Source organism: Marinomonas phycocola (genome assembly GCF_047525455.1).
GTDB lineage: Bacteria > Pseudomonadota > Gammaproteobacteria > Pseudomonadales > Marinomonadaceae > Marinomonas.
On the sequence record NZ_JBLIXL010000001.1, the window covers coordinates 302,271 to 325,995 of the forward strand.

Sequence of the window (23,725 nt, forward strand, 5' to 3'; positions counted from 1 at the left end):
CTTATTTGGCTGTGAGGTTTATTCTTCATAGCCAAATAATTGTTTTTCTATTAGTTCGACTAGTGTATGAATAATAAGTGTTTGGCATTCATGGACTCTGGCGGTGCCTAATAAATTGATTTTGATTTCGGTGTCATCCTGAGAAGTAAGTGAAGAAATATTTTTTGCTTCCGGGCTGGTTAGAGCTACAACGTTCAGTTTTCGTTCGTGGGCAGCTTGAATTGCTTGGATGATAGGTGATGTGTTGCCTCTATTAGCAACGACAAACAACACATCGCCAGTATTTCCTAGTGCTGTTATTTGTTTTGAGAAAACATCGTGATAGCTGTCGTTGTGGCTGATTGCAAGGATGGCGGCCCCTTCTGATGTTAAATTAATTGAAGGTAGCCCCGGTCTTTCTCTATCCATTCGATCTATCATGAGTGTGTTGAAGTATTGAGATAGATGAGATCCCGTGCCATTACCGCAGCAAATGACTTTATTGCCGGCCGCTATGCTAGTGAAAATGACTTGAGCAGCCTGCTCAATATGCGGAGGAAGGTTTTCAAAGGCTTGTTGTTGAGCTTCAAAGCTTTGAGCAAATTGTGTATAGATCGTTTCTTGAAAATCCATAGTAATTAAAAGATCGCTTTTATCCAGTTTAAATTGTGTTTGCAGATCTCACCATCGAATAGAATAGCATCAAATCGAATAGGAGAAAGCTCCAGTTTTTTGTCTTTTAGCCAGTATAAAGCTGACTTAGATATTTTATTCTGTTTTGATTTAGTTATGCTTTCGGCTGCAGAGCCTCGCTCTGAAGAAAAACGAAAACGAACTTCGATGAAAATAATGCTTTTTGAATCGGTGAAGATCAAATCGATTTCACCTGATCGACATAAAAAATTACGTTCAATAAAAATTAACCCTTCTTTTTCTAAATACTGTTTTGCTAGCTGCTCTGCTTTGTCTCCATTGATTTTTTTAAGGGGTAGTGAGTTCGTTTTCACTTGTTTCCGTTGCATTGGTAAGTCTTCCTTGACGATATGTAACCAGTTCTGAGCGTTTGTTGAAAACCTGATTGTTATTTAGTGACAGTATTCCTGTGTCTCCAGATATTTTAGCGTTGGTTATTTCTTGAAAAATAGGGAATCGATTGGCAATCAAATACGCATCCTGCCCTAAAGATTTGAGTCTTTTTATAAAATTAGAATCCACTTCTTTATGGGGGGTGTTGGTTTTGTCTTTTTTGGTGATTGATGGAATTTCGCTGAAAATAATTCTTTCGATGTCTTCTTGTTTTGTTATTTCATTAAGTTGTTTGTTATTAATGGTGCTGGTTGAAAGTAGCGGAATATCAGAAGCAAAGTAGAAGTCTAGAAGAGGTCTTATTTGCTTTGCATCATCAAAGCGTCCTGCAAAGAAAACATAATCAAGATCTTGTCTAGAGCGCTCAACAGAAGTAATTTCTTCTGATAGTGTAGACTCTAACCATTTTTTTCTTTTTTGGCTTTCATTTACTAGCAGTAACTCTTTAATTGTATTTTGTCTGCTTTTAGGTGTGTTTTCGTAGTCAAGTTGAGCTAACAGTTCGACACCTTTATTTCGTGCAATCGATCTGAACTCGTCTGATTGTCGTAGCGCCCAAGTGTCTTGAGTGCTAATAACGGCACCTCTTTGTGCGCCTTCATTCTGAGCATATCGAACTAATTCAATTATTTCATCGGCTGAGCTTAGTGAGAAATGAAAAAGGTTCGGTTGGGTGTTTTGGAAGTCGAGACGATTGAGTGAAATTGTGGGTATTGTCAACTCTAAATTACTTAGTTTTGCTACGTGGCTTTTTTGTAAGGGACCGATAATAATATCTGGGTTGCTAATTTGAACTTGATTTAATGCATCTTGCATTGATTCTATTGTGTTTGTATCTATTAGGTTCAGTTCAGGGCGAGGTGATGATTGAGAGTAATAGGCATATAAGAATCCATCGAGAACGGCTCTGGAGGCTTTACGTAATTTTCCTGTGAGCGGTAATAAAAGAGAAATTTTCTTTGGTGCTAATTCATGGATGCTGGAAAGCAATAAAAAATCTTTAGGTGGAAGGCTTGATGCGGGATGGAGCAAGTTTGTTTGTTGCCACTGGTTAAATTCGAGAATTTGTTCCGATGTTGTAAGTGTGCTTTTTCGTAATATTGAGCTTATGTGGAGCCAGCCATTTAGAATGGAATCATTGCCATTTTGCAGGTAGTTTACTTCTGAATTTGTTAGGTTTTGGATGTTTGACCACAGCTGGTTTTGGTTGTTTTCAAGTTCATCTAAAGGTAAAGAAAGGCTTAGTTTAACTCTTTCTTTTACTGCGGCTGGCCAGCTCTCTAATTTCTCTAACGTTTCACTGCGTAACAAGCTAATGTCATTAGAATAGTTTGGGTGGTTTGCCATGGGTAAGCGCTTAGCTTTGGACAGGTAACTGAGTGTTGTAAGTGGTTTGTTTTGCTGGTTGTTAATTTTTGCGGTTAACAATAGCCCTTTAAAGGCGGTTAGGGTTTTGAAATGAATAACATGGTTAAGAAGTATGTCTAGTGCGTCTTTGCCTTTGTCTTCATTAAATAATATTTCGGCTGCATTTAAGTAATGTTCTGCTGCTGTTGCTTCATCTTTAGTGGCTTGGGCGAGTGTTATCCAGCTTTCAGCGGTGTCCTGTTCAAAAGACGAAATAGGAGAAGTCACTGCGTTTGTTTTTTGCTGAACTTCAACAGAGTTGCAAGCGCTTAACAATACAGCGAATAAAGATAGTGTTATGATGCGCATCGTGTAAAAACTCATATACTTAAAAAATTGACAAAGAGACAGTATGGTATCACATAGTTCAGACGAAGCGAGAGGCACCCTTTATATTGTTGCGACTCCAATTGGCAATTTAGAAGACTTTAGTGCTCGCGCAATCAATACACTAAAGGGTGTGGGGTTCATTGCGGCTGAAGATACTCGCCATACAAAACGGTTATTGAATCATTTTGGAATAGAGACGCGCCTTTTTTCTTTACATGATCATAACGAGAGAGATAAATCATCCTATATAAGAGAGCTGTTATTTCAGGGAACATCGGTTGCTTTAGTGTCTGATGCCGGTACGCCTTTAATTTCTGACCCTGGTTATCATGTTGTGAATCATATTCGAAATGAAGGCTTTGATGTTGTTCCTATTCCTGGGCCCTCAGCGTTAATCGCTGCTCTTTGTGTTTCAGGATTACCTACTGATCAGTTCTTTTTTTCAGGCTTTTTGCCTGCCAAAACGAAATCTAGAAAAGACGTTATGTCTTCTTGGAAGCAGCAATCAGGAACAGTGATTTTTTATGAGTCAACACATCGTATTGTTGAATCGATGAAAGACGTTGATGCGGTTTACGGTGACAGTGCCAAGCTTGTATTAGCAAGAGAAATTACTAAGACGTTTGAAACGTTTTTGTCGGGCACGGCATCAGAAATTTTACAAATGTTTTCTGAAGATGCGAATCAGCTAAAAGGTGAGTTCGTCGTTATGTTAGATTATCAAGTGGAATCTGACTTAGACGCTAAAGCTGCGGAAAATCGCCGAATTTTATCTTTATTACTAGAAGAACTTCCTGTGAAGCAAGCATCTCAATTAGCCGCAAAGATTACGGGTGAAAAAAAGAACGCTTTATATCAAATTGCATTAGAAATGCAGTCTTAGCTAATATTATTTTATGAGTTGTATTTATGAGTTGTATTTATGAGTTTTGAATCTCTAGGTTTGCATGAATCCCTCTTGCAAACAGTTGAAAGCCTGGGTTACGAACAAGCTACGCCAGTTCAATTGAAATCCATCCCAATAATTCTCGAAGGCCGCGACATAATGGCTGGCGCTCAAACTGGGACAGGTAAAACAGCGGCATTTATCTTGCCTATATTGCATAAATTAATGTCTCATCAGGTGAATTTGAAAGAAAGTGATGGTAGTGGAGATGAGATTGTTTCAAATGAACGAATGCCTAGTGAAGAGGGTGAATCTGTAATCATTAAGGCATTAGTGCTAACACCAACCCGTGAATTGGCTCAGCAGGTGTATCAAAGTGCGGTTGAATACGGGAAAAATACGAGTGTGCGTTCTGTTGTCGCCTATGGTGGGGCAAGCATCAATGTTCAAGTTGCTGAATTAAAGAAAGGTGCGGATGTTCTAGTTGCTACACCAGGTCGCTTGTTGGAATTGATTTATAAAAGAGTGGTAAATCTCCGTCAGTTGCAAGTTATTGTGTTTGATGAAGCTGACCGAATGCTAGACATGGGTTTCATGGTGGAAGTTCAGCGGATATTAAAATCACTGCCTCGTACTAAACAAACATTGCTGTTCTCGGCGACGTTTAATGACGAAATCCATACTTTGAGTAAATCTTTGATGAATGCTCCTATTTACATTGAGGTAGGGCAAAAGAATCAAACGGCGCCTAAAGTGGAGCAACGTGTTTACGCTATAGATAATAGTCGTAAAAGAGAGCTGGTTTCTTATCTGATCGGTTCTAAAAACTGGAAGCAAGTACTCATTTTTACTCGCACTAAGCAGGGCGCGGACGACCTTGCCAAAGAAATGTTTAAAGACGGACTTAAAGTTCAGTCTATTCATGGAGATAAATCTCAGGGTGCGCGTGATCGAATTTTGACGGAATTTAAAGATGGAGTATTGAGGGCGCTTATTGCTACGGATGTAGCGGCGCGTGGTTTGGATATTCCAACCATAGAGCAAGTAATTAATTTTGAGCTGCCATACAATTCTGAGGATTACATTCATCGAATTGGTCGTACAGGTCGTGCTGGGCGAAGTGGTGTGGCGATTAGTTTGGTTTCGCCAAAAGAGCAGTACTTATTGAAAGATGTTGAAGAGGTACTTGGTGAAACGCTTGTACAGCAATGGTATCCAGGCTTTGAGCCTAATCTGAATGAAGAGGAAGTGTCTTTTAAGAAGCATCGTAGTGGTGCTTCAAAAAAGAGGGCGAGAGAGAAAGCAATTCAATCCTCTAAAAGAACAAAAAGAAAGTAAGTGCATTTAAAATTTGAAATGATCGATATGTCTTATATGAGCGATTTTTCATACAGACTGTTTTATGAAAACCTAAACAATGCCTATTGGGTTCATGAGCAAACTCGGCAGTTGTTTATTTGAGAGATACGAAATGACGAACAATGATGTGTTAAGAAAAATACGTTTTATCTTTGATTTTAATGATAAAAAAATGATCGACCTATTTGGAATGGGTGGCCTGACGGCAACCCGTTCAGAAGTGAGTGATTGGTTAAAGCAAGATGACGCTGAAGGTTTTCAGGCATGTAAAGATGTTGAGTTGGCCAGTTTTCTAAATGGACTGATTGTACTGAAACGTGGCGTTAAAGACGGTGTAGAAAACGTAGCGGAAACCCGTTTAACAAATAATATGATTTTCACCAAGTTGAAAATTGCGTTAAGCCTTCAAGCTGAAGAGATTTTAGAGATTATTGATTCCGCTAATTTTAAGCTAAGTCGTCATGAGTTAAGTGCTTTCTTTAGAAGGCCATCTCATAAGCATTATCGTGACTGCCAAAATCAAGTCTTAAGGCAGTTCTTACAAGGGTTGCAGTTAAAGTATCGCTCTGTTTAACGTTGAATGAGTGCAAAAGTTAAGGTGAAAGTGTGACTGAAATAGCGGCAATACGTCTAAATAAATTTATTAGTGATTCGGGTTTTTGTTCGCGTCGAGCGGCGGATAAACTGATAGAGCAAAAGCGTGTGAGGATTAATGGTCAAATCCCCGAGTTAGGCACAAAAGTAATATCTGGCGATGTGGTAAGTGTAGATGGTAAAAGCATTGGAGCGACGGCTGCTAATAAATCTGACAGAACCTACATTGCGTATAATAAGCCGACAGGTATTATTTGTACGACCGAAAAGAACGTTCGTGGCAACATTGTTGATGCGATTAATCATAAAGAACGAATTTTTCCGATAGGTCGTTTGGATAAGCCCTCTGAAGGTTTAATTTTTCTGACGAGCGATGGCGATATTGTCAATAAAATTTTAAGGGCTGGAAATAATCATGAAAAGGAATATTTGGTGACAGTGAATAAGCCTTTTGGTGATCGCTTTATAAAGAGAATGTCGCAAGGTGTTCCAATATTGGATACCGTTACTAAGCCTTGTATTGTGACGCCTCAAAGTCGCACCATGTTTAAGATCATACTAACTCAAGGTTTGAACCGCCAAATTCGCCGCATGTGTGAGTATCTTGGCTACGACGTAGTTCGCCTTAAGAGGACTCGCATAATGAATGTGCGTTTAGGGAGCTTAAAGCCTGGCCAATGGAGAGACCTTACAGATGATGAGATGCAGCAAATTAATGGCGCGGTAAAAGACTCCAAAAAAACACAAGACGCTTAGCCAAAGTCTTCGAGGTGGTGATTGTTGTTTCTATTGAGAGCAGTCTTCACTGTCATCTTCTACTTCGGCTGAGTTCTCTGATTGTTCTTGTGCTTCTGGCTTGGTTCGTTCCGCTTTTGATATATAACGGGGTTTGTTTTTCGGGACGTTCTTCTCTTTGGCTTTCTTGGCTTTCTTTAAGATGATTTGCTTAGCTTTCTTGCGGCGATTCATGATTTTCTCGAATTTATAGATAAGACTTTTTTCAGTTTAAATAAAAAGACTGGATGAATGCTAAAAAAAAACCTGATCACATTGATCAGGTTTTTTAATATGGTACCAGTGGGCGGACTCGAACCGCCACGCTTATTAGGCAACGGATTTTGAATCCGTCGTGTCTACCAATTTCACCACACTGGCTTGAAAACGTGCGCTGTATTATGTCTTTTTTTTTATTTATGTCAAATTTTTTGTGTTAATTCAGGACTTTTTTTTAAGATGTAGCGGCATTCGTACCTTTTTGCTTTGATTTTCGCTAGAATGCTGGGTCTTTTTTTTATGAGTGCTGTTAAACCATGCGAGTTTCTGATTATCGCTTTGATTTGCCTGATTCTTTAATTGCCCGTTATCCGACGGAAGTGCGTACATCCAGTCGTTTACTTCAATTAAGTGGCGAAACAGGTGAATTGAGCCACCGTTCATTTGAGCAAATACTTGATCTTGTCAATCCTGGTGATCTAATGGTATTTAATAATACTAGGGTGATTGCTGCTCGTGTATTTGGACAAAAAGCTTCTGGTGGTAAGTTGGAAGTTTTGGTTGAGCGTTTGCTGTCGCCGTATGAAATTTTAGCCCATATCCGTTCCAGTAAATCGCCTAAAGTAGGAAGTGACATTGTTTTAGGTACGGATAAAGGTGAATCGGTCCCTGTAAAAATGTTGGGACGCGAAGGGGCATTGTTTAGACTGAAGTTCGAAGAACCTATATTGGAAGTATTGGAGCGAGTAGGTCATATTCCTTTGCCTCCTTATCTTGAAAGACCTGATGAAGAATTTGATCGAGAGCGTTATCAAACGGTTTACAATGAGAAACCGGGAGCCGTTGCAGCACCAACGGCAGGTCTGCATTTTGATGACATCATTTTGCAAAAAATCAAAGATAAAGGTGTGCAAGTAGCATTTGTTACTTTGCATGTCGGTGCCGGAACGTTTCAACCGGTAAAGGTTGAAGCAGTCGAAGATCATCAAATGCACGCAGAATACATTGAAGTTGAGCAAGAAGTTGTGGATCTGGTTGCCAATACAAAGGCGAAGGGTGGGCGCGTTATTGCTGTCGGTACAACCAGTGTGCGCAGTTTAGAGTCTGCGAGTCAGTCTGGCGTATTGGAGTCAATGACGGGGGATACAAGTATCTTTATCTACCCGGGTTATATCTTTAAAACAGTGGATGCAATGATAACGAACTTCCATCTACCTGAATCAACGTTGATTATGCTGATTAGCGCTTTTGCGGGGTATTCAGAAGTAATGAATGCCTATAAAGCGGCAATTGAAGAAAAGTATCGATTTTTTAGTTATGGCGATGCAATGTTTATTAGTCGGAACCCAAACGCAATCGGGCCGGTAAATGAGGAATTTGAATAATGAGTGAAAAGCGTCCCGAATGTTTTATGGATTTTAATGTGTCTGCCGAATCTGGTAAGGCACGTCGCGCGACACTACGCTTTCCTAGAGGTAATGTTGAAACACCCGCATTTATGCCTGTAGGGACGTACGGCACAGTAAAAGGCATGTTGACTAAGGACATCGAAGAAATTGGTGCAGATATTATTCTTGGTAACACGTTTCATCTATGGTTAAGGCCAGGTACGGAAGTAGTAAAGGCGCATGGTGATTTGCATGATTTTACGCAATGGAAAAAACCGATTTTAACGGATTCTGGTGGTTTTCAAGTGTTCTCTTTAGGTGAGATGAGAAAAATAACGGAAGAAGGCGTGAGCTTTCAATCTCCTATTAACGGATCAAAAGTCTTTCTAAGCCCTGAAATATCCATGCAAGTTCAAAAAGATCTAGGCTCGGACGTCGTTATGATTTTTGATGAATGTACGCCTTATCCAGCGACTGAGCAAAGGGCTGCTGAATCAATGAGAATGAGTCTTCGCTGGGCTGACCGCTCGAAGAAAGAGCATGGTGACAGCCCTTCGGCATTATTTGGCATTATTCAGGGAAGTATGTACGAATCTTTAAGAGATGAGTCATTAGAAGGTCTGGTCGATATTGGTTTTGATGGTTACGCGATTGGTGGGTTGTCTGTTGGTGAACCAAAAGACGAAATGATGAAAGTATTGGATTACATCACGCCAAAAATGCCAAAAGACAAGCCACGGTATTTAATGGGCGTAGGTAAGCCTGAAGACTTGGTTGAAGGTGTTCGCCGAGGCGTAGATATGTTTGATTGCGTTATGCCAACACGAAATGCGCGTAATGGTCATTTGTTTACATCTGAAGGGGTGGTTAAAATTCGTAATGCTAAACATCGGCATGATACAGCACCGTTAGATAGTGATTGTGACTGCTACACTTGCAAAAACTTTTCTCGGTCATATCTACATCATTTAGATAAGTGCCAAGAAATGGTTGGAGCGCAATTAAATACGATTCATAATTTACGATATTATCAAAACCTAATGGCGGGATTGCGAAAGGCGCTTGATGAAGGTAAATTTGATGAGTATGTTAATGAATTTTACGCGAAAAGAGGGCTCGATGTCCCTGTTCTAGCTGAGTAAAATCTTCCGTAATAAGAAGGGTCGTGAGTGTATGACCATAAATAATGTTTAAATAATTGGAGAGTATAAAGATGATCGCATTGATCTCGCCAGCGTATGCTGAAGGCGGCGCACCTGCGGATGCTGGTATTTTTAATATTGTATTGTTAGTTGGTTTTGTCATTATTTTTTATTTTTTGATGTGGCGTCCTCAAGCAAAGCGCGCAAAAGAGCATAAAGCGCTTTTAACCTCATTAGCGAAAGGAACAGAAGTGGTAACAAATGGCGGTGTGCTTGGAAAAGTAACTCGTGTTGATGATAACTACGTTGCCCTTGAAGTCTCAGAAGGTGTTGAGTTGAAATTTCAAAAAGCCGCTGTTGCTGCTGTGTTGCCTAAAGGAACACTTAAGTCTATCTAACCTCTTTAAGCGCTTTCACTTGAAAGCGCTTTTTTTATGTTTCTAATTCTTTCTTTAGGTGTAAAGGAATATTTATGCTTAACAAATACCCCTTGTGGAAGTATTTGCTGATTGTTTTTGTATTGGCGCTTGGTGTGTTTTATGCGATACCAAACCTTTATCCAGACGATCCAGCGTTACAAGTTTCTAGTCAAAAAGCGACCGTTGTTGTAGATGAACGTGTTTTGGATAGGGTGTCAAACGCTCTAGACAAAGCGGGTATTCGACTCAAAGCCGCAGAGTTAACGTCTGTCGGTGCTACTTTTCGTTTTAATAATGGAGAAGATCAATTAGCGGCAAACCCTATTCTTTCTTCTGTATTAGGGGATGACTATGTTAGTGCATTGAATTTAGTCCCTACTACGCCTGATTGGTTGTCATCTATGGGAGCTGGCCCTGCGAAGCTTGGTCTTGATTTGCGTGGGGGTGTGCACTTTTTGTTGGAGGTTGATACGCCCGCTGCATTACAGCAGCGTTTTACTGTTGCTGCCAGTGAAATGAAAACCTTATTGCGTCAAGAAAGAATCCGTTATCGTCGAGTGGATGTTGAAGGCGGTGTGTTATCAATTCGTTTTCTCAAACAAGAGGATTTGGATTTGGCTTTGGCGACATTAGAGGATGAATTCGAAGAGTATTTATATTCTACAACAGAGAAAGACGGCGAATTCTACTTAGAAGCGCGTTTCTCAGAAGCGTCTAAACTAGAAATTGAAGCCTATGCTCTGCAACAAAACTTAACGACATTGCGTAACCGTGTTAATGAGCTTGGCGTTGCAGAGCCTTTAGTTCAGCGTCAAGGTAGTAATCGTATTGTTGTTGAGCTACCGGGAGTTCAGGATACGGCAGCAGCGAAACGTATTATTGGTGCAACAGCCAATTTAGAATTTCGATTAGAAGCAGCGCTTGATGATACAGGTTCAAGTGTTGAGTCAATGGATTTTAGAGATGGAACTGGTAGGACGGCTCGGTTAGAGCGAGATATTATTATTACGGGTCAGAGCGTTTCAGATGCGAGTTCTTCATTTGATGAAAACGGTCAACCTCAAGTCAATATTAGTCTAGATACTAAAGGCGGCAGGCAAATGAGTAAAGTTACTCGTACTGCTGTTGGTCGTAGTATGGCGGTTGTTTTTATTGAGTATAAATCCCGCACTCGTTTTGTTGAAGTAGACGGTAAGTTGATTGAAGAGCGTCAGTCTTTTAGTGAGAAGGGTATTATTTCTCTAGCCACCATCCAGTCTACACTAGGGAATTCATTTCGAATTACTGGTTTGGATGGCCCAAGAGAGTCGTCTGATTTAGCCTTGCTGTTACGTGCAGGTGCTTTGGCTGCGCCAATTTATTTTGTAGAAGAAAGGACTATTGGGCCTAGCTTAGGTGCAGAAAACATTCGTTTAGGAATGGTCTCTGCACAAATTGGTTTGTTGGTTGTTATGCTGTTTATGCTAGTTTATTACAAAGTCTTTGGCATCTTTGCGAATGTTTCTTTAATAATGAATATTGTGCTTTTAATGGCGTGTATGTCTATGTTGTCTGCAACGTTAACTTTACCTGGTATTGCTGGGATCGTATTAACAATGGGAATGGCCGTCGATGCGAACGTATTGATATTCTCGCGGATCAAAGAAGAGTTGGCAGCAGGGTTGCCGAATCAGCAGGCTATTCATTCAGGCTTTAATCGTGCGTTCACAACCATTCTCGATGCGAATATAACGACATTATTGGTCGCTGTTATTCTATTTGCTGTTGGTACTGGTCCGGTGAAAGGTTTTGCTGTGACGTTATCTTTGGGTATTTTGACGTCGATGTTTACTGCGATTCTAGTGACCCGTGCACAAATTAATTTAGTGTACGGTGGACGCAAGAATAAGCGTTTGTACATTTAAGGAGCATGATGTGAGAGTGCCTAATATTCAATTTATGGCGATGAGAAAAGTCGTTGCTGTCTTTTCTGTTTTGTTAATTGCTATTTCGTTGGGCTCTTTGGTGACAAAGGGTCTTGAGTTTGGTTTGGACTTTACGGGTGGAACCTTGGTTGAAGTGGCGTATGACGTTGCTCCTAACCTAGATGACGTTAGGCGGTCTCTTGCTAATCATGGGTATGATGATGTCGTTGTGCAGAACTTCGGATCATCCACTGACGTTGTTGTGCGTTTAGCAAACGTTTTTACTCCGACATTAGGTGATGAAGTTCTTCTTGTTCTGCAAGCTGATAATTCAGGTGTTGAGTTAATGCGCTCTGAGTTTGTCGGTGCTCAGGTAGGTGAAGAGCTAAGAGAGCAGGGTGGGCTAGGAATGTTGTTGGCGTTAGCTATCGTAATGATGTACGTAGCGGTTCGTTTTCAATTTAAGTTCTCTCTCGCTTCTGTGGCTGCGTTAGGCCATGACGTGATTATTACTTTGGGCGTGTTTTCCGTATTAGGGATGGAGTTTGACCTGACCGTACTCGCCGCGTTATTGGCGGTAGTAGGTTATTCTTTGAATGATACGATAGTTGTTTGTGATCGTATTCGTGAAAACTTCAGAATAATGCGTGAAACAGAACCTGTTGAGTTGATTAATGAGTCAATTAACCAAACATTAGGCAGAACGTTAATTACCTCTTTGACAACGATATTTACTTTGTTGGTATTGTTCTTCTTTGGTGGGGAAGCCATTCATAGTTTTGCATTTGCATTATTAGTTGGTGTGGTTATTGGGACTTACTCCTCTGTGTTTGTTGCAGCTAATTTATTAATTGCACAAAATATTTCGCGTGACGATTTAATTCCTCCGCCGAAAGAAGAGTTTGAGGATGATCTTCCGTAAACGAAGTGATGTTTTTAAAAACGCCTAATGAGTCTCATTAGGCGTTTTTTATTGAAAACGTCCATGCTATTTTCGAATGTACAATGAATAGGTGTCTAGCAGAGGGCTTGGGTACAGTTAATGTAAGCGAATGAAATAAGGAATGCTTTGAGTTTTTTCGTCATAAAACAGCAATTGATGTGATAAAGTGGTGGCAATTTAAGTTTATTTATTTTGGTATATCGAGTAGATATTATGAAGCATATTGAGAATGGCTGTTATATATGTGAAAAGAGTAATGTTGCGGTGAGCGCACGAATGAAAGAATCGTATTGGAGCTCTAATTAATACGGTTCTTTCAGGCGATTTGTATGTTATTTTGTTGTGCTACCAAATAGCATTCCCATTGTCGTAGGAGCTTCAGCAGATAAGCTTTCTTCCCATTCAATAGCATCTTTACCAAATAGAACAATTGCAGTAGAGCCTAGTTTGAAGCGTCCCATTTCCTCGCCTTTCTTTAGGTTGACTTCGCTTAACTGGGAGTAATCCCAAGTAACGACGTCTTTACTCATTGGCGTCACTTGTCCTGCCCATATTGTTTCAATGCTGGCAACGATCATTGCCCCTACAAGAATAACAGCCATTGGGCCGGCTTCTGTTTCAAATAGACAGATGGTTCTCTCGTTTCTTGCAAAGACAGAAGGTATTTGTTCAGCTGTTACTTTGTTAACAGAGAATAATTTGCCAGGGACATGTATCATTTTTGTTAGCTTGCCGTCCAGTGGCATATGTACTCTGTGATAGTCTTTGGGTGATAAATATACAGTTGCAAATTTACCGCCAAGGAATTGGTTGGATAACTCTGCGTCTCCACCTAATAAGGATGTCAGGCTATAAGAGTGTTCTTTTGCTTGCATGATTGTACCGTACTCGATGTCACCGATTTGGCTGATAGCGCCATCAGCGGGGCAAGCAATGCTGTTTTCAGCATCAATAATAGGCCTTAGTTCTGGTTTTATCGCCCGAGTGAAAAAGTCATTAAAATTACGGTATGCAAATGGATCGCTTTCAATAGCCTGTGACATGTCAACTTGATACTTACTAACAAAGTGTTTGATAAAGGTGTCTTTAATGAAATCGATTTCACATTCTGCCATTCGTCCAATGCATCGAGAAAGCGATTTTTGAGGGGTGATGTGTTGTAGGAACGCAAAAATTAGATCTTTATTCACTGTAGAGTCCTGTCAAAAGTAAGTAAGTTTGTTAGCTTTTGGTCAGCGCTTTGCTTACCGTTAAAATGATTGATTTAAATTTGTTAAAGTCTGAATCTGTAAACGTTGCTCGAGTGTCAAGCCATATTATAAAGGTGCTGCCATCGCTTTCAGGGCATGACCCAATAAGCATGTGCCCTCTTTCATCCAAAATTTGTTGTACGGAAAGTGGAAATTTACTAATGGTTGTTTTGAGTTTGTTGCTCGGTAAGTTTGAGACGCTTTGTTTTTGTACAAGACGAGATAAAACAACGGAAGAGGTATTCCAGTTTATTTGTTTCAGCGTGTCTAAGTCGTATCCAAATTGAAGTGCAGGAGAGATTTTTTGGGTTTTCTGTTTATACACTAAAACCAGTGCGTGTTGAGCGTTTGAGATAACGGTCTTGACTGTTTTTAATGTCTCCTTTACTAGTTGTTTTTGGTCTCCATTATAATTTTTATAGAGTTGATTAATGATTTGGGCTGGCTGTATTTTTGCAGAAGATCGTGCTTTTGAGTTTTTAGTTACATATAAATTTGGAGAAAGCAGCTGATGTGCAATTGGTAATTTATCTGAATGAGAATAGCGCTGGGCGGCCTCTACAGTGGCAAAATGTGTGGCTTGAACGACTCGGCCTTGTTTGCAATGAAGCACACAAGCAATCACTTGATAGTAAAGAATAAGACTTTTTGATTCCCAGCCAACGTTATTTGCTCCGTGAGCGACTTTTGTTGCACAAAATGCAAGTAGTAATTGGCTATTTGCTAAAATTGTTAAGCGCTTATCTTCTGTGTATCCTGGCATTGAATTAGGATCAGTTGCCAGGTTGGCGAGCTTTTGTAGCTCTTTTGTATTGGGAATGTGATCCGTTAAAAATGAATGAATGATAATGCTGGGGATTTGCCATATTTGAAAAAGTTTTACAGCAAGTTCATCTAATCGACACCCAATGGACAATTCTTCTGCTGTTTTTAACGATTTACCTTCTTTAAGATGATTCACCATTTGGCTCATTTGTGGTTCTGCATAAAACCACATCATCCATCTTACTGCATCTCTAAAAAATGTAACCCAAAAAATCTCTTCGTAGGTGTTGCTGCGTTTTTCTATGGCCCATCTTTTTGCAATCGATGCGGCTTCATAGCTTATTTGAACTTGTCTTAAAAAATGTTTGTGGGCCGGGTTTTTCTTGGAGTATTCACATGGTTCTAATCGACCAAGCGTTTTTGATAAGCCGTTCATTCCAACCATAGAGGCAGCGTGATTGGGAGTTTTAATATCTGAGCGCTTATTTGGAACAACTCGATTTGCTTCAGAGAGAATTGTAAAGGCTAAAAAAGGTTCCGATGCAATGTTATTTTGTAGTTTATCCAACGTTTCATCAGGTGATTTTATTTGCTTTTTAAGGCGAGAGAAATTGCCAGCACTGACTGGTAGCTTTTTACTTTGTAAAAAAGTTAGCCATTCTTCTAGGCCAAAGGGTGACTTGTCGCTCATAGCTGGTTACATTAATGGCTCTAATTAATTTACAAAAGGCATCATAAAATATAATCATGATGTCATTTATCATACTGTATAATCTTGGTTGAGCATACACTTAAGAAGGCTTAGGGATTAAAAAATATGTTTGCAGTGCTGGGTATGTTAGTTGTCATTGTAAGTGTTGTTACTGGGTATCTTGCTTCACATGGTAACTTAATTGCACTATGGCAGCCTTTTGAAGTATTGATTATTTGTGGCTCAGCGCTTGGCGCCTTTATGACTGCTAACCCATTATCATTACAGAAAAAAGTGCTTAAAATGCTCCCTCAGGTTTTATTTGGAAGTCGTCATAACAAGCATTTTTACCTTCAGTTATTGTCTTTAACCTACAGTTTATTTCAAAAAAGCCGCCAAGATGGTTTTTTGTCAATTGAAGAGGATATTGAGGACCCATTTAGGAGTGCGTTGTTTTCAAATTTCCCTGATGTTTTGAGAGACCATGAAGTGGTTTATTTTTTAACGGACAATTATCGAATTTTTACGTTGACGGGTCTTCCTGCTCATGAAATTGATGCCATTATGGATGCTGAAATTGAACAGATAGAAGAGGAGCTTGTTGCTCCGTCTCATGCGGTAAATAAAGTAGCTGAAGCGCTTCCTGGTTTTGGGATTGTAGCTGCTGTATTAGGTATTGTTATTACGATGGGGTCTATTGGTGGGCCAATGGAAGAGATTGGTGCTCATGTTGCGGCAGCGTTAGTCGGCACATTCTTAGGGATTTTCTTTGCTTATGGCTTTGTTGGGCCAGTCTCGTCCCACTTAGAAAGCTTGGGGCAACATGAAGTGAAGGCTTATTTGTGTATTAAAGCCAGCTTGGTTGCCTCAGTTGCTGGTTATTCTCCTCCTGTTGCGGTTGAAACAGGTCGAAAATTGTTGCTAGCTGACTTAAGGCCGAGCTTCTCAGAGTTGTCAGATTATTTAAAGCAGTATAGATAGTAAATCTAAGACGATTTAATTGTGAATACATCTATTATTAGGCATTAATGATGAATAATGCAGAAAATTTAGTTATCCGTAGAGTTAAAAAAGTAAAAAAGCATGGTGCTCACGGTGGTGCTTGGAAAATAGCGTTAGCAGATTTTGCCTTGGCTATGATGGCTTTTTTTCTTGTATTATGGATTATTAGTGTTTCTTCACCAGAAGAGTTAGCCATTATTGAAGGGTATTTCAATGATCCTTTAGGGCCTGCAACAGCGGGTTACAGTGCGAGTCCAATCGATTTAGGTGGCAGTCCTGCTCAGAGTATTGAAAAAAAACTTCAGCTTGATCTCACTGAGACTGGGAGCAGTCAGGAGCTAACGCGTGATAAGGAAAAAGGGGGCGGCAATAATGGGGAGGAGTTGGAAAAGTTGAATGCGTTGGCAGGTGATTCTTTTACAAAATTAAAGCAATTAGATGAATCTGAAAAAAATGTAAAGCTCGAAATTACCCCGGAAGGCGTTAGAGTGACTTTTCTAGATGATACAGAAACCCCTATGTTTGAGAAAGGTAGTGATGTTATGTTGCCAGATATTGAAAACCTTATCTTAAGTATGGGCGGTATCATTAAGCAGATAGATAATCCCATTGTTATTTCTGGGCATACAGACTCTTCTCCTTTTGGGGGAGGGGAGTTAAATAACTGGGATTTATCTTCTCGAAGAGCGAATGCGGCAAGGCGAATTATGGAAGAAAGTGGGGTTTTTGGGTTGAGAATTGCTCAGGTTGTGGGGTTGGCGGATCATATTCCTTATGATCAATTTAATCTAGAAAGCCCTCAAAATAGACGCATTACTATTACAATATTAAATGACGACGCCTATCAGGCATTACTTGAAAGGAATCGTAAGCGTTTCGGCTTTGAAGTATTTGAGCACAAGCTAGAATTGGATCCTGAATCGGTTTTCTGATGCCATATTAGGTATGTTCTAATATAGATTGTTTTATTCTTAGATAGCTTTTAAAGCGTTTTTGCCCGATCAATCCTTTTTCAAGGGCATCTAAAATCGCGCAGCCTGGCTCTTGTTCATGGGAGCAGTCTCGAAAGCGGCAATATCCCAAATGATCTTTAAATTCTATAAATCCATTGAGCAGTTGTTCTTCTGAAATGTGCCAGAGGCCGAACTCTCTTATTCCTGGAGAGTCAATTAAATCGCCTCCTTTTGGTATGTGGAATAGTCTTGCTGTCGTCGTCGTATGTGTGCCTGTTTTGTGCTTTGTTGAAAGTTCGCCTACGGCGATGTCTATACCGGGTAAAAGCTGATTGATTAACGAGCTTTTGCCAACACCTGACTGACCAACAAACACGCTCGTTTTTTGCTTTAAGAAAGTGTAAAGGCTCTCCATGCCGTTTTGGTCTTGGCTAGATGTTCTGATAACCTCATAACCGAGTCCTTGGTAGGTAGATAATAACGCGTCTAAGCTTTCTCGGTTTGTGTCGTTAATTAGATCGGTTTTATTGAGTAAGATAACAGGTCGGATGCCGACCGTTTCAGCGGCAACTAAATAGCGATCAATAAGATTTGCATGGGCTAGAGGTTCGGCTGCGATCACAATTACAATATGATCAATGTTGGCTGCAACAGGTTTTAGTCTCCCGTGCATATCAGGTCGAGAAAGAGAGCTTGTTCTGTCTAGGGCGGCAACCACAACCCCCCCTCCATTTTTTTGAGGGCGCCAAACAACTCTGTCACCAGTAACAAGTTGACCTAGATTTGCCCTTAAATTGCATTTTGTAGTAATGCCTTTATAGGGGGGGGATGTGCCTTCGATCTCTACTTGAGTACCAAAATGAGAAAGCACTAACCCTTCTGTTTCTGACCCTAAATCAGAAGATTGTAAAATCTCTTCAGCCTTTTCGGACCTTTTGTTAACGCGTTCTGAGCGTTCTTTGTGTATTTTTTCAATACGCCACGCTTGATGTTTAGTAAGTTTTCTTTTTGACATTCTATTTCATGGTCCATTATTTTGTGGCATAGAGTATAATGCTTAGCAACGTTAATAAAGGATTTGGCAAAAATGAGTTTAAACAAAGAGAATCTTATTTGGATCGATTTGGAAATGACGGGGTTAGATCCAGAGTCAAATACGATTATTGAGATCGCAACTATTGTGACTGATAAAAACTTAAATGTACTTGCAGAAGGGCCAAATTTGGCAATTCGACAATCTAAAGAAACAATGGATGCGATGGATGATTGGTGTACTCAACATCATGGCGTTTCAGGTTTAACAAGTCGTGTTCTTTCTAGCGATGTTGATATGGGCGAAGCTCAGCGTCAGACAATTGAATTTTTAGCCAAATATGTGCCGGCAGGTGTGTCACCTATTTGTGGTAATAGTGTTGGTCAGGATAGACGTTTTCTCTGGAAGTATATGCCTGAGCTGGAGGCTTTTTTTCACTATCGTTATGTTGATGTTAGTACAATTAAAGAACTTGCGCGTCGCTGGCAGCCTGAAATATTAGACGCTTTTAAAAAACAAGGTACTCATTTGGCGTTAGATGATATTAAAGAGTCAATAGAAGAGCTTAAGTATTATCGAAAAACTTTTTTTAAGGTTTAGCCTTCTGATGTGTATAAAGGGACTTTTTTGTATTGATACAGAAAAGTCTTTTTTGATTTAGGCGTAGTGTTAACCATTTTATAAAAATACCTGTATATTTTAGGTGAAAGAATGAGTATCGAGTGTGAAATTTATGGTGAAGAGGCAATGGAATTGCTTGGTCAGCGTCTTGCTCCTGCTTTTTTGGGTTTGAAGTCGGTGCATTTCCAGGGTGATTTAGGGATGGGTAAAACAACCTTAGTTAGAGGTGTCTTGAAGGGGCTTGATTATATTGGCCCAGTAAAAAGCCCTACGTATACGCTTGTGGAGCCTTATGAAGTTGAGTTAATCACCGTGTACCATTTTGATTTGTATCGTTTAATGGATGCAGAAGAGCTTGAGTACATGGGGATACGCGATTATTTTCAAGATGAGTCACTGTGTTTAATTGAGTGGCCAGATAAAGGTGAGGGTGTTCTTCCAGAGGCAGACTTAATTGTAAGTTTAACACGACGGAAGCAAGGGCGATTGATTTCTCTTGAATCGATTACTTCGGCAGGCGAGAAGGCATTAGATAAATTTAGATGTCTATAAGGCTCTTGAAGAATGTTTTGTTGCTTTGTTGAGGTCTCTGTTTGTAGTCGTTATAGTGGGATCATTATTAACTCTAGCTGTATGATATGAATGTAAAAAATAGTGTTTCATTGTCGCAAATCTTTGTTTTGCTGATCGGCTTGTTTTGGGGATGTTTTGCTTTCGCTGTTGACGTGAAAGATGTGCGAATGGCAGAACAAGAAGGCATAATTCGGCTTGTTTTTGAGTTGAATAAGCCTGCTGAGCACAAGATGTTTTCTTTGTCTGGCCCTGAACGTGTTGTACTCGATATTAATAACTCAACTTTTTCTAAGTCTTCCGAAGACAGTTTAAAAAAACTGTCATCTGGTGTGCTAAAGCGTGTTCGTTTTGCTCAGAGAGATAGTGGAGTGCGCTTTGTTTTAGATTTATCAAAACAAGTAAAGTCAAAAAGTTCGACCTTATCGGCGTCTGGTAAGTTTGGGCCTAGGGTATTGGTTGAGCTTGAGTATGGCCAAACTAAAGCACCAAAGGCAGCGCCGTCAAAAGTTTTATCTAGCTTAGGTGAGTCAAAGCGTGACATCGTCATTGTTATTGATGCTGGTCATGGTGGTAAAGACCCTGGGGCTCTGGGTAAATATAAAGTGCGTGAAAAAGACATTGTGCTTTCAATTGCGAAAGAGCTGTCTAAAAATTTATCTAAAGTACAGGGTTTTAAACCTGTATTGACTCGATCTTCTGATGTGTATCTTCCTTTGAGAAAGCGATCTCAAGTTGCTCGTGAATCTAATGCAGATTTGCTGATTTCTATTCATGCGGATGCATTCACCAAATCAAGTGCAAGAGGTGCGTCGGTTTGGGCTCTATCGTTAAGTGGGAAAACCAGCGAAATGGGTCGATGGTTAGCAGAGCAAGAGCAATCTGCTGAATTAGTGGGCGGTATATCACTTGATGATAAAGATCAGCTATTGGCTGAAGTTCTTCTTGATATGTCAATGAATTCGACTATTCAATTTAGTTTAGATATCGGATCCAGTGTGTTGAATCAAATGGGGAGGGTGGCGAGGTTACATAAGAGCACAGTCCAGCAAGCAGGGTTTGTTGTTTTAAAGTCTCCTGATATTCCTTCGATTCTGATTGAAACTGGGTTTGTGTCTAATGCAATAGAGGCAAAAAATTTAGGCAGCTTTGCCTATAGGAAAAAACTCGCATCGTCTATCTCAAAAGGGGTGGTTGCATCTTTCTCAAAGAACCCTCCTGTGGGGACTTTATTAGACTGGAAGCAGCGACAATCGAGATCTCGAGTGTATACGGTTTCTAAAGGAGATACGTTATCTGAGATTGCTAAGAAAAATGATGTCTCTCTAAGTCGGTTGAGGGGGGCGAATAATATTAAAAATGATGTAATTCGAATTGGGCAGAAGTTAATTGTCCCGACAAGTTAGTCAATGTTTGGCTATTAAAGCACATTTGGAAAATGTTATAGGCCCTTATTTATATGCAAAGAATACATCTACTTAGTCCACGATTGGCAAACCAAATTGCAGCAGGTGAAGTTGTAGAGCGTCCAGCATCCGTAGTCAAAGAGTTACTGGAAAACAGTTTGGATGCTGGTGCAACCCAATTGGATATTGAAATTGAGCAAGGTGGTGTTCGGCAGATAAAAATACGTGATAATGGAAATGGAATAACAAAGGATGATTTGGCGCTGGCTTTGAGTCGCCATGCCACGAGTAAAATTCATACCTTGGATGATTTGGAGTCTGTTCAGACGTTAGGTTTTCGCGGAGAAGCTCTTGCCAGTATAAGCTCAGTATCTCGTTTATTATTGACGTCTAAGTTTCGCGATGACGATGAGGCGTGGCGGGTTGAGGCAGAAGGTAAAGACATGGCGACGGCCATTAAGCCTGCATCACACTTGCATGGAACAACCATTGAAGTGAGAGACTTGTTCTTTAATACGCCAGCTCGACGAAAGTTTTTACGCACAGAGAAAACTGAATTCTCCCACTTAGAAGAGGTGCTGAAGCGAATTGCTTTGAGCCGCTACGATGTTGGTTTTCGTTTAAGTCATAACGGTAAGCAGGTGTATGACTTGAGAGCTGTTGGGGATCAGATGAGCGCTGAGCACCGATTGGCTTCTTTATTAGGTAAAAAATTTATTGAAAATGCGTTAACTTTGGATGTAGAAGCGGCAGGCTTGCGGCTGTGGGGGTGGATTGGCCTTCCTACATTTTCTCGCTCTCAAGCGGATTTACAATACTTTTTTGTGAATGGGCGTGTTGTGAAAGATAAGTTAGTTGCACATGCTGTACGCCAAGCTTACCGAGACGTGCTGTATAACGGTCGTCATCCGACGTTTGTTTTGTATTTAGAGTTAGATCCTGCAACAGTCGATGTTAATGTGCATCCAACTAAGCATGAGGTTAGATTTCGGGATGGGCGTTTAGTTCACGATTTTTTATTCAGTAAAATTCATAAAGTGCTTGCTGATGTAAGGCCTCAATCGAGTGAGCCTGGAGTGGATGCTGCTACTGGTAGCTCTACTGATGTTGAGATGGGGTCCACAATCAAAACGCAGTCTAATTTATTGTTGCAGCCTATTTTAAACTCAGCTAGGCATATTGGTGGTGCCGTAGGAGCTAGGGAAAGTTTTTCTAATTATCAGAGACCCTCGATTGATGCTGGAAAAATTCGTAATCAGCTTTCTGCTGTTGATGGTCTAAATCGCTTTGCTGAGGTGGTCAGTAGTGTTGATGGTCAGCAAGAATACGTTGATCCTGAGACGGGCGAGGTTCATTCTACCAATGATGTGTTTTCAGTCCAAGAAAGTAATGCTGTCATTCCTCCTTTAGGTTTTGCTGTTGCTCAGTTGCACGGAGTGTATATTCTTTCTGAAAATGCTCATGGTCTTGTTGTTGTTGATATGCATGCCGCACACGAAAGAATTTTATATGAGCGAATGAAGGATGCGTTTTATAGAAATGCGATTGTTTCTCAGCCTCTTTTGGTTCCAATTAATGTGTCTGTTTCTCAGAGTGAAGCAGATATTGTAGAAAGTGATAGTGGTGCTTTTAATCGTTTTGGCTTTGTTGTTGAAAGAACAGGATTAGAAAGTGTCATGGTGAGGGAGGTTCCTGTTGTTCTTATTGATTCAAACGTGGAGGGTCTTGTTCGAGACGTCATTAGTGATTTGAATGAAAACGGCGGTACGGACTTGTTAGAGGCTAGGGCAAATGAGTTGATGGGGGCCATGGCTTGTCATGGCTCTGTTAGAGCGAATCGAAAATTAACGATTACAGAAATGAACAGTCTGCTACGTGATATGGAAGTAACAGAGCGAAGCGGGCAATGCAATCATGGTCGACCGACTTGGACTGAGTTAAGTATGTCGGATTTAGATAAACTTTTTTTAAGAGGTCGGTAGTGAAAAAACCTTCTGTTGTGTGTCTAATGGGTCCGACGGCTTCTGGTAAAACCGGCCTTGCGGTGGAGTTGGTGCAGAATCATAATTATTCAATAATAAGTGTCGATTCAGCATTGATTTATAAAGGGATGGATATTGGAACAGCGAAGCCTGATAGCGATATGTTGGAACGAGCGCCGCACAGACTTATTGATATTATAGACCCTCTTGAATCTTATTCTGCGGCTGATTTTTTGGCGGATGTTAAAAAAGAAGTTGATGACATTACTTCTAAAGGGCAGATTCCTTTATTAGTAGGTGGGACGATGATGTATTTCAATGCCTTAAAGAAAGGGTTGGCTGTAATGCCTCAGGCGAACCAAGCGGTTAGGGCTAATATTGAGAAAGATGCTGAGCTTAATGGGTGGTCGTATATTCATTCCGAACTGGCGAAAGTAGACCCTGTTTCTGCTGCGAGAATTCACCCGAATGATCCTCAGCGGTTACAAAGAGCACTTGAAGTGTTTTTGCTATCAGGTAGGTCAATGACGGACTTGTGGGCAGAGCAGCAGTCACAGTCTCTCCCTTTTAATATGGTTGATATTGCCGTAATGCCTAATGAGCGATCTGTTTTGCATCGTCGAATAGAGGAGCGCTTTGGTATTATGATGGAGCAAGGTTTTTTGGATGAGGTGGAATCTTTATATAGAAGAGGGGATCTTCATATTGATTTGCCTTCCGTGAGATGTGTTGGCTACAGGCAATTATGGATGCATTTAGATGGGCAATGTTCGCTAACTGATGCTATAGATAAAGGGGTTATTGCAACGAGGCAGTTGGCAAAACGTCAAATTACGTGGTTGCGAAGCTGGGAAAATCTAGAAGTGTTTGATAGTTTATCGAAAGATCTTTCTAGGCAGGCCTTGAAATATCTTGAAAGCAGGATTATATAGGGAAATAGAAAGAGAATTCGTGTACTATCTATAATATTGTTTTAATGGCAATTAATTGTTTTTTTGCCTATTTTTTTGTTTATTTAAGGA

At 40.3% G+C, this 23,725-nt stretch carries 23 protein-coding genes and 1 tRNA gene; 16 read left to right on the forward strand and 8 right to left on the reverse strand.

Going from position 1 to position 23,725, the window contains the following annotated elements; all coding sequences use genetic code 11:
• Positions 1–18 precede the first annotated feature (18 nt).
• The 3 genes from ACMUMJ_RS01505 to ACMUMJ_RS01515 are packed head-to-tail and all read right to left on the reverse strand — an operon-like array spanning position 19 to position 2,781.
• Positions 19–612 carry an SIS domain-containing protein gene (locus ACMUMJ_RS01505; RefSeq protein WP_414677028.1) on the reverse strand — a complete coding sequence of 198 codons (594 nt, stop codon included), beginning with the start codon at positions 610–612 and terminating at the stop codon, positions 19–21.
• Positions 613–617: 5 nt separating this feature from the next.
• Complete coding sequence (locus ACMUMJ_RS01510) at positions 618–1,001, reverse strand: YraN family protein (RefSeq protein ID WP_414677029.1); 384 nt, start codon at positions 999–1,001, stop codon at positions 618–620.
• A complete protein-coding gene (locus tag ACMUMJ_RS01515) occupies positions 961–2,781 on the reverse strand; it encodes a penicillin-binding protein activator (RefSeq protein WP_414677030.1) in 1,821 nt (606 codons plus the stop codon). The genes ACMUMJ_RS01510 and ACMUMJ_RS01515 overlap by 41 nt, the downstream gene beginning before the upstream one ends.
• Positions 2,782–2,824: 43 nt before the next feature.
• Between ACMUMJ_RS01515 and rsmI the strand changes: the two genes are divergently transcribed.
• The 4 genes from rsmI to rluF all read left to right on the forward strand — a co-directional run bounded on the left by rsmI (position 2,825) and on the right by rluF (position 6,397).
• Positions 2,825–3,685, forward strand: a complete 861-nt coding sequence (gene rsmI / locus ACMUMJ_RS01520; protein WP_414677031.1) for a 16S rRNA (cytidine(1402)-2'-O)-methyltransferase — start codon at positions 2,825–2,827, stop codon at positions 3,683–3,685.
• Positions 3,686–3,724: 39 nt separating this feature from the next.
• Positions 3,725–5,026 (forward strand): DEAD/DEAH box helicase, encoded by a 1,302-nt coding sequence (locus tag ACMUMJ_RS01525; protein WP_414677032.1) that lies wholly within the window; start codon positions 3,725–3,727, stop codon positions 5,024–5,026.
• Positions 5,027–5,159: 133 nt separating this feature from the next.
• The gene (locus tag ACMUMJ_RS01530; RefSeq protein ID WP_414677033.1) at positions 5,160–5,621 is read left to right on the forward strand and encodes a YehS family protein; all 462 of its coding nucleotides are present in this window, start codon (positions 5,160–5,162) and stop codon (positions 5,619–5,621) included.
• 32 nt (positions 5,622–5,653) lie between these two features.
• Positions 5,654–6,397, forward strand: a complete 744-nt coding sequence (rluF, locus tag ACMUMJ_RS01535) for a 23S rRNA pseudouridine(2604) synthase RluF (protein ID WP_414677034.1) — start codon at positions 5,654–5,656, stop codon at positions 6,395–6,397.
• 30 nt (positions 6,398–6,427) lie between these two features.
• Here rluF and ACMUMJ_RS01540 read toward each other — a convergent pair whose 3' ends face one another.
• Entirely contained in the window at positions 6,428–6,610 is a 183-nt protein-coding gene (locus ACMUMJ_RS01540; protein ID WP_414677035.1) for a DUF2986 domain-containing protein, read from the reverse strand.
• Between the two features lie 100 nt (positions 6,611–6,710).
• Positions 6,711–6,796 (reverse strand) — tRNA-Leu (locus ACMUMJ_RS01545).
• Between the two features lie 155 nt (positions 6,797–6,951).
• Here ACMUMJ_RS01545 and queA point away from each other — a divergent pair.
• From queA to secF, 5 genes are all read left to right on the forward strand, one after another.
• Positions 6,952–8,019: a tRNA preQ1(34) S-adenosylmethionine ribosyltransferase-isomerase QueA gene (queA, locus tag ACMUMJ_RS01550; protein WP_414677036.1), complete on the forward strand. Its 1,068-nt coding sequence runs from the start codon at positions 6,952–6,954 to the stop codon at positions 8,017–8,019.
• A 26-nt stretch (positions 8,020–8,045) separates the two neighbouring features.
• Positions 8,046–9,164, forward strand: coding sequence for a tRNA guanosine(34) transglycosylase Tgt (tgt, locus tag ACMUMJ_RS01555; RefSeq protein ID WP_414677097.1), 1,119 nt, complete (start codon positions 8,046–8,048; stop codon positions 9,162–9,164).
• 71 nt (positions 9,165–9,235) lie between these two features.
• Positions 9,236–9,562, forward strand: coding sequence for a preprotein translocase subunit YajC (gene yajC / locus ACMUMJ_RS01560; protein ID WP_414677037.1), 327 nt, complete (start codon positions 9,236–9,238; stop codon positions 9,560–9,562).
• Between the two features lie 74 nt (positions 9,563–9,636).
• Positions 9,637–11,487 carry a protein translocase subunit SecD gene (gene secD / locus ACMUMJ_RS01565; protein WP_414677038.1) on the forward strand — a complete coding sequence of 617 codons (1,851 nt, stop codon included), beginning with the start codon at positions 9,637–9,639 and terminating at the stop codon, positions 11,485–11,487.
• 10 nt (positions 11,488–11,497) lie between these two features.
• Entirely contained in the window at positions 11,498–12,409 is a 912-nt protein-coding gene (secF, locus tag ACMUMJ_RS01570) for a protein translocase subunit SecF (RefSeq protein WP_414677039.1), read from the forward strand.
• Between the two features lie 353 nt (positions 12,410–12,762).
• Here secF and asd read toward each other — a convergent pair whose 3' ends face one another.
• Together asd and ACMUMJ_RS01580 are read right to left on the reverse strand one after the other, a co-directional pair.
• On the reverse strand, positions 12,763–13,620 hold the full coding sequence (gene asd, locus ACMUMJ_RS01575; RefSeq protein ID WP_414677040.1) for an archaetidylserine decarboxylase: 858 nt from the start codon (positions 13,618–13,620) through the stop codon (positions 12,763–12,765).
• A 31-nt stretch (positions 13,621–13,651) separates the two neighbouring features.
• On the reverse strand, positions 13,652–15,136 hold the full coding sequence (locus ACMUMJ_RS01580; RefSeq protein ID WP_414677041.1) for an HDOD domain-containing protein: 1,485 nt from the start codon (positions 15,134–15,136) through the stop codon (positions 13,652–13,654).
• Positions 15,137–15,262: 126 nt separating this feature from the next.
• Here ACMUMJ_RS01580 and motA point away from each other — a divergent pair, with 126 nt between their 5' ends.
• Complete coding sequence (gene motA / locus ACMUMJ_RS01585; protein ID WP_414677042.1) at positions 15,263–16,117, forward strand: flagellar motor stator protein MotA; 855 nt, start codon at positions 15,263–15,265, stop codon at positions 16,115–16,117.
• 50 nt (positions 16,118–16,167) lie between these two features.
• On the forward strand, positions 16,168–17,070 hold the full coding sequence (locus tag ACMUMJ_RS01590) for a flagellar motor protein MotB (protein ID WP_414677043.1): 903 nt from the start codon (positions 16,168–16,170) through the stop codon (positions 17,068–17,070).
• 7 nt (positions 17,071–17,077) lie between these two features.
• On the opposite strand, the gene rsgA is transcribed toward ACMUMJ_RS01590, so the two are convergent.
• Positions 17,078–18,106: a small ribosomal subunit biogenesis GTPase RsgA gene (rsgA, locus tag ACMUMJ_RS01595; RefSeq protein ID WP_414677044.1), complete on the reverse strand. Its 1,029-nt coding sequence runs from the start codon at positions 18,104–18,106 to the stop codon at positions 17,078–17,080.
• Positions 18,107–18,178: 72 nt separating this feature from the next.
• On the opposite strand from rsgA, the gene orn reads away from it, so the two are divergent.
• From orn to miaA, 5 genes are all read left to right on the forward strand, one after another.
• The gene (gene orn, locus ACMUMJ_RS01600; protein WP_414677045.1) at positions 18,179–18,724 is read left to right on the forward strand and encodes an oligoribonuclease; all 546 of its coding nucleotides are present in this window, start codon (positions 18,179–18,181) and stop codon (positions 18,722–18,724) included.
• A gap of 111 nt (positions 18,725–18,835) precedes the next feature.
• Positions 18,836–19,297 carry a tRNA (adenosine(37)-N6)-threonylcarbamoyltransferase complex ATPase subunit type 1 TsaE gene (tsaE, locus tag ACMUMJ_RS01605; RefSeq protein WP_414677046.1) on the forward strand — a complete coding sequence of 154 codons (462 nt, stop codon included), beginning with the start codon at positions 18,836–18,838 and terminating at the stop codon, positions 19,295–19,297.
• An 86-nt stretch (positions 19,298–19,383) separates the two neighbouring features.
• Entirely contained in the window at positions 19,384–20,721 is a 1,338-nt protein-coding gene (locus ACMUMJ_RS01610) for an N-acetylmuramoyl-L-alanine amidase (protein WP_414677047.1), read from the forward strand.
• A 53-nt stretch (positions 20,722–20,774) separates the two neighbouring features.
• On the forward strand, positions 20,775–22,703 hold the full coding sequence (mutL, locus tag ACMUMJ_RS01615) for a DNA mismatch repair endonuclease MutL (protein ID WP_414677048.1): 1,929 nt from the start codon (positions 20,775–20,777) through the stop codon (positions 22,701–22,703).
• A complete protein-coding gene (gene miaA / locus ACMUMJ_RS01620; protein WP_414677049.1) occupies positions 22,703–23,635 on the forward strand; it encodes a tRNA (adenosine(37)-N6)-dimethylallyltransferase MiaA in 933 nt (310 codons plus the stop codon). Before mutL ends, miaA begins: the two co-directional genes overlap by 1 nt.
• Positions 23,636–23,725: the final 90 nt, after the last annotated feature.